The following is a 13,594-nucleotide window of genomic DNA, read 5'->3' as shown; positions in this document are numbered from 1 at the left end:
ACGCCGGGCATCTGATCTGGAACAAGTTTCGGAGTTGATCATTCGGAGGCTCCGAATCTACCGGCAGGTAGCCCGGGAGCGCGCGGTGGATCGGGTGATTCGCGCCACGGCGGACCGGGGTCCCGGCGGTGCGGCGGAGGGCTCCCGCGCACTCGCGCGGCGGGGGCGGCCCGCTGGGCCGGACGGGGGCCGGGAGCCCGCCGGAGAGGGCGCCGGTCCGGGGTCCGCGCGCGCCCTCCGGGAAGCTCCCGGCGCACCGGGCCGGAACCGGGCGCCCGGCCCCCGCTTTCCGGACCGCTCCCTCGGCCCCCCTTGCGGCGTACGGGTAAAGTGGCGGCGTCGTCATCACACCCGTACGGGGGGAAGCCGGTGCAATTCCGGCGCTGACCCGCAACCGTGAACCGCCCGCCGCCCCGTGGCCGGACGGTGAGCCGGACTGCCCCGTGCGGACGTGACCGGCTCACGTGCACCGGCGCCGCCGGAGCACGGTCACCGTCGAGGCATACGGGGCCGAGCCGCCCGGGGGTGCCCCGTGCTGCCGGTCCCGCGCAGGGAAGGCAGCCGCCGATCATGAACGTCCGCCGTCGCAGCGCCGCGGTCCTGGCCGCCATGGCCGTGTTCGGTGGCGCCGCCGCACCCGCGGTCGCCGCCGATCCGTCGCCCTCCGCCTCCCCCGGCACACCCCCCGGGCTCTACGGGAAGGCCGACCCCCAGTACGACGGCGTCTGGCGCCAGTCCCTGACCCTGCTCGCGCAGGACACGGTGCGCATGGTCCCGTCGGAGCGGGCCGTGGCCTGGCTCACCGGGCAGCAGTGCGCCGACGGCTCCTTCGCCGCCTTCCGCGCCGACCCGGACGCGGCGTGCGGCACCGGCACGATGGTCGACAGCAACAGCACGGCCGTCGCGGTCCAGGCCCTCGCCGCCCTCGGCGGGCACGACAAGGCGGTCGGCGACGCCCTCACCTGGCTGACCTCCGTGCAGAACAAGGACGGCGGCTGGGGCTACACCCCGGGCTCCCCGAGCGACGCCAACTCCACCGCCGTGGTCATCGGCGCCCTGGCCGCCACCGGCGCCGACCCGGCCGCCACCGTCAAGGACGGCAGGTCGCCCTACGACGCCCTGCTGACCTTCGCCCTGCCCTGCGCCAAGGGCAAGGGCGACGGCGCCTTCGCCTACCAGCCGGACAAGGACGGCGGGCTGACGGCCAACGAGGACGCCACCGCGGCCGCGGTCCTCGCCGCCCTCGGCAAGGGCCTGGTCACCGGGCCCGGCAAGGCCGACGGCACCGCCCCCGCCTGCGCGGACCCCGCGACGCGGGAGCAGGCCGCCGCCAACGGCGCCGCCCACCTCGCGCGGGCCGTGGCCGAGGACGGCCACCTCACCTCCTCCCTCCCCGGCGCCGAGGACCAGCCCGACGTCGGCAACACCGCCGACACCGTGGTGGCGCTCGCCGCGCGGAGCGGGGCCGCGAGCGCGGCCGGACCGCTGGCCTGGCTGGAGAAGAACGCCGGTGCGTGGGCCGAGCAGAGCGGCCCCGCCGCCTACGCCCAGCTCATCCTGGCCGCCCACGCCACCGGCACCGATCCGCGCGACTTCGGCGGCACCGATCTGGTGAGCGCCCTGAACGCCCTGGGCCCCGCCCCGGAGGGTTTCAAGGCGGGCGCCGAGACGCCCGGCGAGGACGGCGCCAAGGACAAGAAGGACGAGAAGAAGAAGGACGACGGTAAGGACGACTCCGGCTTCGGCGTCTGGTGGTTCGTGGGCGTCTGCCTGGTCTTCGGCGTGGGCGTCGGCTTCCTGCTCAGCGGCCGCAACCGGAAGTCCGGGTCGTGATACGCCGCGCCGCACCGATCGCGCTGGCCGCGCTCCTGCTCCTGCTCCTCGGGAGCGCGGCCCAGGCCGGGGCCGCCGGGTACCGCTACTGGTCCTTCTGGGACCGCGACGGCGACCGCTGGGTCTACGCCACCCAGGGCCCGTCCACCGCCCGTCCCGCCGACGGCGACGTCCAGGGCCTGCGCTTCGCGGTGAGCGAGGACTCCGCCGACGCCGCCACGCCGCGCGGCGCCGCGGACTTCGCGGCGATCTGCGCACGGACCCCGGCCGAGGAGGGCAGCAAGCGGGTGGCGCTCGTCCTCGACTTCGGCACGGCCGCGGACGCCCCGGACGGCGCGGCCCCGCCCGCCGCCCGCACCGCCTGCGCCCGCGTCGCCCCGGACGCCACCACCGCCGAGGCCCTGGCCGCCGTGGCGGGCCCGCTGCGCTACGACTCCAGCGCCCTGCTCTGCGCCATCGCCGGCTACCCGAGGACGGGCTGCGGCGAACAGGTCACCGGACGGGACACCGCGAAGGGCTCCGCCGACGCCGAGGGCGGCGGCGCCGGGGAGTCCACCGCCGCCACCGCCCCGGACAGCACCGGAGGGACGGGCGGCACCGGTCCGTCGGTCGGCCTGTTCGCGGGCGTCGCGGTGGTGGCGGTCCTGGGCGGGGCGGCCGTCTGGCAGGCGAGGCGGCGCGGGAATGCGTCCCGCTGAACCCGCGCCCGGCCCCGCCGCCGGACCGCCCCGGCCGCCGGGCGGCCCCCTCACCGGGCCCCTGCCGCCCCCGCTCCCGCCGGGCGGCCGGCTGCCCGCGGGCGCGGGCGCGAGTGCGGGTGCGGGCGCGGACAGCCGCCCTCGCGCCACCCCGCCCGGTGCCGCCCCCGGCCTCCGCGCGCCCGGCCCCCGGCCCCCCGCCGCCGGGAACGGCTCCCGCACCGGCACCACCGCGCCCGTGAACGGCGCCCGCGCCGGCACGCCCGGCACCGGCACCCGCACCGCCCCCACCGCCCCGGAACTCCGCGCCTCGGGCCCCCGCGCCCCGCAGCCCGGACGCCGCACCCCCGGAACCGGCGCCCCCGGCCCCCGCCGCCCCCCGGTCTCCGTGCACCCCGGCGCCTGGTGGCTCTGGGCGCTCGGCCTGGGCACCGCCGCCACCCGCACCACCAACCCGCTGCTGCTGGCGCTGCTCGTCGCCGTCTCCGCCTACGTCGTCACCACCCGCCGCCCGCACACCCCCTGGTCCCGCTCCTACGGTGCCTTCGTCAAGCTCGCCCTCGCCGTGCTGGCCGTCCGCCTCCTGTTCACCGTGGTCCTCGGCTCCCCCATCCCCGGCGCCCACACCCTGGTGACGCTCCCCGAGATCCCGCTGCCCGGCTGGGCACAGGGCATCCGCCTCGGCGGCCGGGTCACCGCCGAGGCGCTCGTCTTCTCCCTGTACGACGCCATGAAGCTGGCCGCGCTGCTGATCTGCGTGGGCGCCGCCAACGCGCTGGCCAACCCGTCCCGGCTGCTGAAGTCCCTGCCCGGCGCGCTGTACGAGGCGGGCGTCGCCGTGGTCGTGGCGCTGACCTTCGCGCCCAGCCTGATCGCCGACGTCCAGCGGCTGCGGGCCGCCCGGCGGCTGCGCGGCCGCCCCGACCGGGGCGTGCGGGGGCTGCTCCAGGTGGGGCTGCCGGTGCTGGAGGGGGCGCTGGAGCGCTCGGTCGCGCTGGCCGCCGCGATGGACGCCCGGGGTTACGGCCGCACCGCGCGGGTCCCGGCCCGGGTCCGCCGCACCACCGCCGCCCTCACCCTGGGGGGACTGCTCGGCGTGTGCGCGGGGACGTACGGGGTGATGACCGCGGCGGGCGGCTCCTACGGCGTCCCGGTGCTGGCGGGCGGGGTGGCCGCCGCGGTCGCCGGGCTGTGGCTCGGCGGGCGCCGCTCGCCGCGCACCCGCTACCGCCCCGACCGCTGGGACGTCCGCGCCGTCCTGGTCGCCGGTTCCGGCGCGGCCGTCGCCGCGCTGCTGTTCCTGGCCTCCGTCCGCGCCCCGGACGCGCTGCACCCGGGCGTGGTCCCGCTGGTCGCGCCGTCGCTGCCGCTGTGGCCGGCGGCGGCCGTGCTGCTCGGACTGCTCCCGGCCCTGGTCACCCCCGCGCCCGGCCCCGGCCCCGCGCCCCGGCCCGCTCCCCGCACCGCCCGTGCCGCCCGCGGCCCGGCCCCGGGCACCGCCTCCGCGTCCCCCACCGCCCAGCCCGTCGAGGAGCCGTCGTGATCCGCTTCGAGGATGTCTCCGTGACCTACGACGGAGCGGCCGGACCGACCGTCCGGGGCATCTGCTTCGAGGTGCCCGAGGGCGAACTCGTCCTGCTGGCGGGACCGTCCGGGGTCGGCAAGTCCACCGTGCTCGGCGCGGTCGGCGGACTCGTGCCGCACTTCACCGGCGGCACCCTGCGCGGCCGGGTCACCGTGGCCGGGCGCGACACCCGCACCCACAAGCCGCGCGAACTGGCCGACGTGGTGGGCACGGTGGGCCAGGACCCGCTGGAGCACTTCGTCACCGACACCGTCGAGGAGGAGCTGGCCTACGGCATGGAGTCCCTCGGGCTCGCGCCGGACGTGATGCGACGGCGCGTCGAGGAGACCCTCGACCTGCTCGGCCTGTCCGACCTGCGGGCCCGCTCCATCGCCACCCTCTCCGGCGGCCAGCGGCAGCGGGTGGCGATCGGCTCGGTGCTCACCCCGCACCCCCGGGTGCTGGTCCTCGACGAGCCGACGTCCGCGCTGGACCCGGCCGCCGCCGAGGAGGTCCTCGCCGTCCTCCAGCGCCTGGTCCACGACCTCGGCACCACCGTGCTGATGGCCGAGCACCGCCTGGAGCGCGTCGTCCAGTACGCCGACCGGGTCGTGCTGCTGCCCTCCCCCGGCGCGGCCCCCGTGCTGGGCACCCCGGCCGAGGTGATGGCGGTGTCGCCGGTGTTCCCGCCGGTGGTGGAGCTGGGCCGGCTGGCGGACTGGTCGCCGCTGCCGCTGACGGTGCGCGACGCCCGCCGCCGGGCGGCCCCGCTGCGGGCCCGGCTCGCCGACCGGGAGCCGCCGCGCCGCGCCCTCCCGGCCCGCGCCCTCCCCGCGTCCGCCGCCCCGCCGCCCGCCCGCGCCGCCCGGACCCCGCTCCTGTCCCGGCTGCGCCGCCGCAGGCCCCCGGGCGGGGCGCCGGACGGGCCCGCCCGGTACGCGGCCGAGGTCCGCGGGCTGGCCGTGCGGCGCGACCGGGTCGAGGCGCTGCGCGAGGTGGACCTGACCGTCTCCCCCGGCGAGACCGTCGCCCTGATGGGCCGCAACGGCGCCGGGAAGTCCACCCTGCTGTCCGCGCTGGTCGGCCTGGTCGCCCCGGCCTCCGGCTCGGTCCGCGCCTGCGGCGCCGTACCGCACCTGATGGCGCCCCGGGAGCTGGTGCGCCGGGTCGGCCTGGTGCCGCAGGAGCCGCGCGACCTGCTCTACGCCGACACCGTCGCCGCCGAGTGCGCGGCGGCCGACCGGGACGCCGGGGCGGAACCCGGCACCTGCCGGTCGCTGCTGGAGCGGCTGCTGCCCGGCGTCACCGACGACACCCATCCGCGGGACCTCTCGGAGGGCCAGCGGCTCACCCTCGCCCTCTCCGTGGTGCTGGCCGCCCGCCCGCCGCTGCTCCTGCTGGACGAGCCGACGCGCGGGCTGGACTACGCGGCCAAGGCGCGGCTGGCCGCGATCCTGCGCGCGCTGGCCGCCGAGGGGCACGCCATCGTGCTGGCCACGCACGACGTGGAGCTGGCCGCCGAGCTGGCCGACCGGGTGGTGCTGCTGGCCGAGGGCGAGGTCATCGCCGACGGCCCGGCGGCCGACGTGGTGGTCGCCTCGCCGTCCTTCGCACCGCAGGTGGCCAAGGTGCTGGCCCCGCGGAAGTGGCTGACGGTCGCGCAGGTCAGGCGGGCCCTGGCATGAGCGCCGAGGCACCCCGCGAGCGCCGGGTCCGGGCCGTCCGGCTGGGCCCCCGCTCCGTCGCCGCCCTGGTCCTGGTCAGCGCGGTGGGCCTGGGCGGCCTCGGCTGGCCCTTCCTCGCCCCGCCCGAGGCGTCCCTGAACGCCCACTCCCAGGACGCCCCGTGGCTCTTCGCCGGGCTGCTGGTGCTGATGGTGGCGGTGCTCGCGGCGACCATCTCGGAGGCGGGCCTCGGCCCCAAGGCGGTGGCCATGCTCGGCGTCCTCGCGGCGACCGGCGCGGCGCTGCGCCCGCTCGGCGCGGGCACCGGCGGCCTGGAGCCGATGTTCTTCCTGATGCTGCTCAGCGGCCGGGTCCTCGGGCCGGGCTTCGGCTTCGTGCTGGGCTCGCTCACCATGTTCGCCTCCGCGCTGCTGACCGGCGGGGTGGGGCCGTGGATGCCGTTCCAGATGCTGTCGATGGGCTGGTTCACCATGGGCGCGGGCCTGCTGCCCCTCCCCGACCGGCTGCGGGGCCGCGCGGAGCTGCTCCTGCTGGCCGCCTACGGCTTCGCGGCGTCCTTCGCCTACGGGACGGCGACGAACCTCGCGGGCTGGACGTTCATGAACACCCTGTCGTCGAACATCGCCTTCGACCCGGACGCGCCGGTCTCCGCCAACCTGGCCCGCTTCCTGGCGTACTGCCTGGCCACCTCGCTGGGCTGGGACGGCGGCCGGGCGGTGCTGACGGTGGTGCTGACCCTGACGCTGGGCACCACCGTGCTGAAGGCGCTGCGCCGGGCCACCCGGCGGGCGGCCTTCGAGGCGCCGGTCGCCTTCGGGGAGTCCGGCGGGGCGGACGGGCGGGAGGGACCGGCGGGGAGCCCGGGGGAGGCCCCGAGCCCGCCGGGGCGCCCCGGCGGGGTGAGCCGCCCCACGTGACGCGGCTCACCTACGATCCCGCCTCGTAGCCGCCGGGGCGCCCCCGCGATCTCCGCGCACCGCTCTGACCAGGGCGGTGAGAGCCGGGTCACAGCACCACGCATCACCCCACATACGAACTCCACTAGCAAAAGGGGTGATTGCGGAGGATCTTCCGGCCTGTTTCTCTGGAGCCGTCGCCAGGCGCCGACGCCCCCACGGGCCGAGGCGCCGACGTGTACCGGGCCGCCGCGACGCGGACGGTGCGCGCCGACGCCCCCGACCCCGACGAAAGGCACCGCCTTGACCGCCGTCTCCCTCCTCCGCCGTGTCACCGCCCCGAAGAAGGCCCTCGCCGGTGTCACCGTGGCCGCCGCCGCCTGCGGCACGCTGATCGCCGCCGCGCCCGCCCAGGCCGCGGCCCCGGCCTCCTCGGCGCAGGCGACCGCGAAGAAGATGATCGGCAACGCGGCCGAGTACCAGTGCTTCGACCGGATCGTCCAGCACGAGAGCAGCTGGAACGTCACCGCCACCAACGCCTCCAGCGGCGCCTACGGCCTGGTCCAGGCCCTGCCCGCGTCCAAGATGGCCTCCGCCGGGTCCGACTGGCGGACCAACCCGGCCACCCAGATCAAGTGGGGCGTGGACTACATGAAGGACCGCTACGGCAGCGCCTGCGACGCCTGGACCTTCTGGCAGTCCCACGGCTGGTACTGACCCGGCCCGGCTCCCGCCCGGGAGCCCCGCGCGCGGCCACCGGTCCCCGCGCACTCGCGCCGAACGGCGGTCCCCCGGTTTGACGGGGGGCCGCCGTTCGGCGTACCGACGCGTCTGTTCGAATTGACGTCCCCGCACGTGCCCCGCCGTGCCCGCCGACGACCCCGAACGGAACCTCCCCACCGTGGCCCCTGCCGAGCCCACCGCCTCCCGGCCGCCCGCGTCCCGGACCGGGGGACGCCTCCGCGGCCTCCCGCGCACCCTGTGGCAGCGCCACCGCGTCCCGCTCCTCGCCACCCTGCCCCTGCTGCCGCTGTACGCGCTGTGGTGGGCCGTGCTCGCCACCGGCGGCGGGGACCTGGCCGCCCAGCAGGCGTGGGCCGACTTCGCCTCCCGGCACGGATCGTCGGCCTACGGGCTGTTCTGGTACGGGGGCACGCACACCGCCAACTACAGCGTCATATCCCCGTACCTGATGGCCCTCCTCGGGGTGCGGACGGTCACCGTCGCCTCCGGGCTGGCGGCCTCCTGGCTGGCGGCGGCGCTGCTGGTGCGGGCGGGGGTGCGACGTCCGCTGTGGCCCGCGCTGCTGGCCTCGCTGGCCCTGTGGTGCAACGTCGCCTCGGGCCGGACCACCTTCGCCCTCGGGGTCGCCCTCGGGCTGGCCGCCTGCCTGGCGCTGACCGGACGGCGGCGGCTGGTGACCGCCGCCGGGTGCGCGGCGCTGGCGACCATGGCCTCCCCGGTGGCCGGGCTGTTCCTCGCCGTCGCCGGGGCCGGGTACCTGCTGGTCCGGGAGGTGGGGCGGGCCCTGGTGCTGCTGGTGCCGCCGGCCGCCGTGGTCGGGCTGACCACCCTGCTCTTCCCCTTCACCGGGGAGCACCTGATGCCCGCGGCCCGGATCTGGCCGCCCGCGCTGCTGGGGCTGACGGTCGCGCTGCTGGCCCCGCCCGCCTGGCGGGCCGCCCGCTGGGGCGGGGCCGTGTACGCGGCGGGGACCGTGCTGACGTATCTGATCGCCTCGCCGGTGGGCACCAACGTGGAGCGGCTGGCCGAGTTGCTCGCCCCGGCCGTGCTGCTGGCCGCCCTGCTCACCGCTCCCCCGGCGCGGCGGGCGGCGCGCCTGGTGCTGGTCGTCGCGCTGGTGTTCTCGGTCGGCTGGGTCGGCAAGAAGACCGCCGACGACCTGCGGGTCTCCACCGACGTCCCGGCCTGGGCCGCCGACACCCGGGGCCTCGTGCGGGAGCTGGAGCGGCTGGGCTCCGACCGTACCCGTGTCGAGGTGGTCCCCGCCCGCAACCACCGCGAGGCGGTCACCCTCGCCCCGCACGTGAACATGGCCCGCGGCTGGAACCGCCAGCTCGACATGGAGCGAGCCCGCCTCTTCTACGACGGCAGCTTCTCCGCCGCGTCCTACCGGGCCTGGCTGGACCGCTGGGCGGTCGGCTACGTGGTGCTGCCGCTCGCCCGGCCCGACGGGTACGCCGAGGAGGAGGCCCGGCTGGTGGGCGACGCGGCGCTGCGGCCGGACTGGCTGGAGCCGGTGTGGGAGGACCGGAACTGGCGGGTGTACCGGGTGCGCGACGCGGTGCCGCTGGTCTCCGCCCCCGGCGCCCTGGTCCGCTCCGACGGCGCGGAGCTGGTGGTGCGGATGGAGCGCCCCGGCGCGGCCACGGTGCGGGTGGCCTGGTCGCCGTGGCTGCGCGCGGACGGCGGGTGCCTCGCCCGGGAGGGCGAGTTCGCCCGGCTGACCGTCCCGGCGGCGGGCGAGTACCGGATCAGCTCCCGCTACGGTCTGCCGAACGCGCCGGGGAACCGCTGCTGAGCGGGGGCTCCGCGGCGGGCCGGGGGACGCCCGGGGCGGGCTCCGGGGCGCCGTCGGGGGCGGGTTCCCCCGCGGTGGCGGCGCCGGACGGGTCCGCGCCGCCGCCTCCCCCGCCGGCTCCGCCGGTGCCGCCCGCGGTCCCCCGCGCGGCGACGGCGGCACCCGGTGCTCCGGTCGCCGCGGCACCGGCACCGGCACCGGTGGCTGTACCGGCTCCGGCACCCGCGAGCGCCGCGTCCCTCGCCGTGCGGGCCCTCGGCCCCTGGAACAGGTGGGCCAGCCCGAAGCCTCCGGCGACCACGGCGGCGCCGCCCACCGCGTCCAGCACCCAGTGGTTGCCGGTCGCCACGATGGCCGAGGCGGTGAGCAGCGGGTGCAGCAGGCCCAGGGCCTTCATCCACGTCCTCGGCGCGATGACCGCGATCACCACACCGCACCACAGCGACCAGCCGAAGTGCAGTGAGGGCATCGCCGCGTACTGGTTGGTGAGGGCCGTCAGCGTGCCGTAGTCGGGCTTGGAGAAGTCCTGCACTCCGTGCACCGTGTCGATGATGCCGAGGGTCGGCATCAGGCGCGGCGGGGCCAGCGGGTAGAGCCAGAAGCCGACCAGGGCCAGCAGGGTGGTGAAGCCGAGCGCGGTGCGGGCCCAGCGGTAGTCGACCGGGCGCCGCCAGTACAGGACGGCCAGGACCGACAGCGGCACCACGAAGTGGAACGATTCGTAATAGAAGTCGAAGAAGTTCCGCAGCCAGTCGATCTTGACCACGGCGTGGTTGACCGCGTACTCGATGTCGATGCGCAGCACGCGTTCGAGGTCGAGGATCTGGTGCCCGTGCTGCTCGGCGCGGAACCGCCCGGCCGAGTTGCTGCCGCCGGTCGCGGCCAGCCGGACCTGCTGGTAGGCGGCGTAGGTGACCCGGATGAGGAGCAGTTCCAGCAGCAGGTTGGGGCGGGTGAGGACGCGGCGCAGGAAGGGCAGCAGCGGCACGTGCCGCAGGCGGGCGGGCACCGGGTCCGCGTACCGGGTGGGGACGGGCGCGTCGAAGTACGGCGAGGTGCGGGCCAGGAAGGGCACCGCGGCGGCCGCGGCCAGCGCGGCCAGCAGGACCAGATTGTCCCGCAGCGGGTGGGCGGCCTCCATGTTCGGCAGCATCATCCGCGCGGGCAGTGTCATCACGAGGACGACGGCGACGGGCCACACGTACCGGTCGGAGGCGCGCTTGCCGACCCGGCCGACGAGCGCGAGCAGCACCCACAGGAGCTGGTGCTGCCAGGTGGTGGGCGAGACGGCGACGGCGGCGCAGCCGGTGACGGCGACCGCGAGCAGCAGTTGCCCGTCGCGGGCGTAGCGCACGGCGCGGCGCACGGCGAGGGCCGCGACGGCGGCGCCGAGGGCGAGGAAGAGGGCGATCTCCGCCGGGCCGGACATGCCGAGGCGCAGCAGGGCGCCGTGCAGCGACTGGTTGGCGAGGTCGTCGGCCGCGCCGCCCAGCCCGACCCCGGCCAGGTGGTGGACCCAGTAGGCGTAGGAGTCGTCGGGCATCAGGGCCCAGGCCAGCGCGGTGCACCCGGCGAAGACGGCGCCGGTGACTCCGGCGGCGTGCCGCCGGCGGGTGAACCAGAGCAGGGGGGCGAACAGCAGCAGGGTGGGCTGGAGGGCGGCGGCCACGCCGATCAGGACGCCCCCGGCGCGCTCGCCGCGCACGGTGAAGCAGCCCAGCAGGACGAGCAGGACCGGGATGATGCTGGTCTGGCCGAGCCAGAGGGCGTTGCGGACCGGCAGCGAGAGCATCAGCAGGCTGACGGCCACGGGGGCCGCCAGCAGCGCGGTGCGGCGGCCGACCGGGGGCGGCAGGGCGCGGGCGGCGACCAGGCCGAGGGCCACGACGAGGAGCAGCGAGCCGAAGGTCCAGCCCCAGCCGAGGGCCTGCTCGGCCGCGCGGGTGAGGGGCTTGAGGACCAGCCCGACGAAGGGGGTGCCGGTGAACCGGGTGGAGTCGTAGAGCGAGCCCTCGACGTGCAGGACGCCGCCCGCGCCGACCCAGGTCTCCAGGTCCGTCAGCCGCTCCCCGCGCGGGGAGCCGAGGACGCTGGCGAGCTGCCGTACGGCGAGGAGGGCGACGAGCAGCCACAGCACCAGCCGTGTCGTGCGCAGCCGCGCGGGGGCCGGGTCGGCGGCCGGGGCGCCGAAGGCATCCGCCGGTCGTCCGTTGTGCTCCGCATTCGCCACGCCGCGTCGGCCTCCCGCCCCGTTCGTACCGCGCCGGTGCGCGGTGCTGTCCTTGCGAACCCTAATGAGGGCCGCGCCACCCCTGGAAACAGACCCCGGACAGCCCCGCCTCACCTGACAGGTGCCCGGTGTTCGGCCGGAATTCCCCGGCCTCCGCCCGGCCGGGCCGGTCGTCCGCCCGCGTTCCGGGCGCCGTCCGTTCGGACGACGATAGTGCGGAGGCGGTTGATCCGCTTCCGTGCGGAGCGATCAGGATCACAGGCCGGGGCGGGCCGGAATCCCACCGGAACGGACCCCCGCCGAGCCGGAGGAACCCTCGCCGGAACGGGACGGCACCCGCGCCGCGGCGGGACGGCCCCGCGCGCCGCGCGCCTCCCGACGCCACGGGCGACGAAAGCATACCGGGCGTAAGCGGCACACCGGAGCCCACGACCGCTCCCCCCGGGGCGCAGCGCGGCACGGTGCCCGGATGCCGCGCGGAGGCGCACGGTGGCCCGGACCACGGAGGCGCGGGCGGGACCGCGGGTCGCGCGGAGGAGGGCCGAGGGAGCGCGGGCGGGGCGAGCGGGGCCGCGGTTCGCACGGGGGCGGGCCGGAGAGGGCGCGAGCGGGGGCACGGGGGCACACGCGGAGGCGGGACCGGGAAGGCGCGAGCAGGGCCGTGGGACTACACGCGGAGGCGGGACCGGGAAGGGCGTCAGCGCGGCCGTGGGGACACACACGGGCGGGACTGCGGAGGACCCGAGCGGGCCATGGGGGCCCATACGCCGAGGCGGGGTCGCGGAGGACCCGAGCGGGGGCCGCGGGCCACGGCGGAGGCGTCCGACGCCCGGCCGGCCCGCACCGAATGCTCAGCGCACCCGGCGCACCCGGCGCACCCGGCGCACCCGGCGCACCCGGGGACTATATTCATTAGCGCGCCTACTTAGACGCGCTAACCACACACACGGAGGCTTCCCCGGCATGAGCGACCCCCAGGTCTGGGACGACGTCGACGCCTACTTCACCCGCCACCTCTCCCCCCAGGACGACGCGCTCGACGCCGCCCTGCGCGACAGCGACGCCGCCGGGCTGCCGCCGATCGCGGTCAGCGCACCCCAGGGCAAGCTGCTCCGGCTCCTCGCCGAGATCCAGGGCGCCCGCCGCATCCTGGAGATCGGCACCCTCGGCGGCTACAGCACCATCTGGCTGGCCCGCGCCCTGCCCGCCGACGGCCGCCTGGTCACGCTGGAGTACAGCGCCCGGCACGCCGAGGTCGCCGTCGCCAACCTCGCCCGTGCCGGGTTCGGCGCCCTGGCCGACGTGCGCGTGGGCCCGGCGCTGGAGTCGCTGCCGAAGCTCGCGGAGGAGCAGCCGCCCCCCTTCGACCTGGTCTTCATCGACGCCGACAAGGCCAACAACCCGCACTACGTGGAGTGGGCCCTGAAGCTGACCGCCGTCGGCAGCGTGATCGTCGTCGACAACGTGGTGCGCGGCGGGCGCGTGGCCGACCCGGACGCCACCGACGGCGCCGTGCTCGGCACCCGGGCCGCCATCGAGCTGATCGCCGGCCACCCGAGGCTCAGCGGCACCGCCGTCCAGACGGTGGGTGCCAAGGGCTACGACGGCTTCGCGCTGGCCCGGGTGACCTCCTGAGCGGCCGTCCCCGGCGGACCCGGGCCGGAGAAGCGGCCCGGGCCGCGGGGGACGCGCTCAGACCTCGTGGTGGAACGCTCAGACCTCGTGGTGGAAGCCGACGTTGACACTGCGCGGCTCCGAGCGGTCCCGGACGACGATCTCGCCGCTGCCGCCCCGGGGCAGGGGCGCGGTGCCGCCGTAGTCCAGGGGCCGCTCCCGGCCCCCGCTGGCGAGCAGCACCTCGGAGGACGGCTCGGGCTGGGAGCCGCGCAGCCAGCTCACGTGCCAGCCGCCGTCGGGCGCGCAGCGGAACTCCAGGTGGACGCGGGAGACGAACAGCCAGTCGTCCGGCGTGCCCAGCCGGCACCGGCTCCGGTCCCGGCCGACCCTGAGGACGGCGCCGGGCTCGCTGGGCGCCTCGGCCATCTGCATGCCGGCCGTGGCACCCGCGTCCGCCGCGGTGACGGCGGCCATGGTGAGTTCCAGCACGTGCGCTCCTTCGGGGACGTCCGACGTGGGCCTGTCGCCG

10 protein-coding genes and 1 riboswitch are annotated in these 13,594 nt (G+C 77.3%); of the genes, 8 read left to right on the top strand and 2 right to left on the bottom strand.

Going from position 1 to position 13,594, the window contains the following annotated elements:
* The first annotated feature begins 359 nt into the window (after window positions 1-359).
* Window positions 360-442, top strand: a riboswitch (cobalamin riboswitch).
* Window positions 443-570: 128 nt separating this feature from the next.
* From GTY84_RS05815 to GTY84_RS05785, 7 genes are all read left to right on the top strand, one after another.
* Window positions 571-1,833, top strand: a complete 1,263-nt coding sequence (locus tag GTY84_RS05815) for a prenyltransferase/squalene oxidase repeat-containing protein (protein WP_161225015.1) — start codon at window positions 571-573, stop codon at window positions 1,831-1,833.
* Complete coding sequence (locus GTY84_RS05810) at window positions 1,830-2,531, top strand: SCO2322 family protein (protein ID WP_161225014.1); 702 nt, start codon at window positions 1,830-1,832, stop codon at window positions 2,529-2,531. Before GTY84_RS05815 ends, GTY84_RS05810 begins: the two co-directional genes overlap by 4 nt.
* 388 nt (window positions 2,532-2,919) lie before the next feature.
* Window positions 2,920-4,074 carry a CbiQ family ECF transporter T component gene (locus GTY84_RS05805; protein WP_161225383.1) on the top strand — a complete coding sequence of 385 codons (1,155 nt, stop codon included), beginning with the start codon at window positions 2,920-2,922 and terminating at the stop codon, window positions 4,072-4,074.
* Entirely contained in the window at window positions 4,071-5,780 is a 1,710-nt protein-coding gene (locus GTY84_RS05800; RefSeq protein WP_161225013.1) for an ABC transporter ATP-binding protein, read from the top strand. The genes GTY84_RS05805 and GTY84_RS05800 overlap by 4 nt, the downstream gene beginning before the upstream one ends.
* A complete protein-coding gene (locus GTY84_RS05795; protein ID WP_161225012.1) occupies window positions 5,777-6,697 on the top strand; it encodes an ECF transporter S component in 921 nt (306 codons plus the stop codon). The genes GTY84_RS05800 and GTY84_RS05795 overlap by 4 nt, the downstream gene beginning before the upstream one ends.
* Before the next feature lie 282 nt (window positions 6,698-6,979).
* Window positions 6,980-7,393, top strand: coding sequence for a transglycosylase SLT domain-containing protein (locus GTY84_RS05790; protein ID WP_161225011.1), 414 nt, complete (start codon window positions 6,980-6,982; stop codon window positions 7,391-7,393).
* 262 nt (window positions 7,394-7,655) lie between these two features.
* Window positions 7,656-9,218 carry a hypothetical protein gene (locus GTY84_RS05785; protein WP_161225382.1) on the top strand — a complete coding sequence of 521 codons (1,563 nt, stop codon included), beginning with the start codon at window positions 7,656-7,658 and terminating at the stop codon, window positions 9,216-9,218.
* On the opposite strand, the gene GTY84_RS05780 is transcribed toward GTY84_RS05785, so the two are convergent.
* A complete protein-coding gene (locus GTY84_RS05780) occupies window positions 9,172-11,448 on the bottom strand; it encodes a bifunctional glycosyltransferase 87/phosphatase PAP2 family protein (RefSeq protein WP_345943352.1) in 2,277 nt (758 codons plus the stop codon). The genes GTY84_RS05785 and GTY84_RS05780 overlap by 47 nt on opposite strands.
* Window positions 11,449-12,411: 963 nt before the next feature.
* Here GTY84_RS05780 and GTY84_RS05775 point away from each other — a divergent pair.
* Window positions 12,412-13,083: an O-methyltransferase gene (locus GTY84_RS05775; RefSeq protein WP_161225010.1), complete on the top strand. Its 672-nt coding sequence runs from the start codon at window positions 12,412-12,414 to the stop codon at window positions 13,081-13,083.
* A 78-nt stretch (window positions 13,084-13,161) separates the two neighbouring features.
* Here the strand turns inward: GTY84_RS05775 and GTY84_RS05770 are convergent, their stop codons facing one another.
* Window positions 13,162-13,554, bottom strand: coding sequence for an FHA domain-containing protein (locus GTY84_RS05770; RefSeq protein WP_161225009.1), 393 nt, complete (start codon window positions 13,552-13,554; stop codon window positions 13,162-13,164).
* Window positions 13,555-13,594 lie beyond the last annotated feature (40 nt).

Origin of the sequence: Streptomyces sp. SID8352 (assembly GCF_009862265.1) — a bacterium.
GTDB lineage: Bacteria > Actinomycetota > Actinomycetes > Streptomycetales > Streptomycetaceae > Streptomyces.
This window is presented reverse-complemented; position numbering and strand designations above follow the sequence as displayed.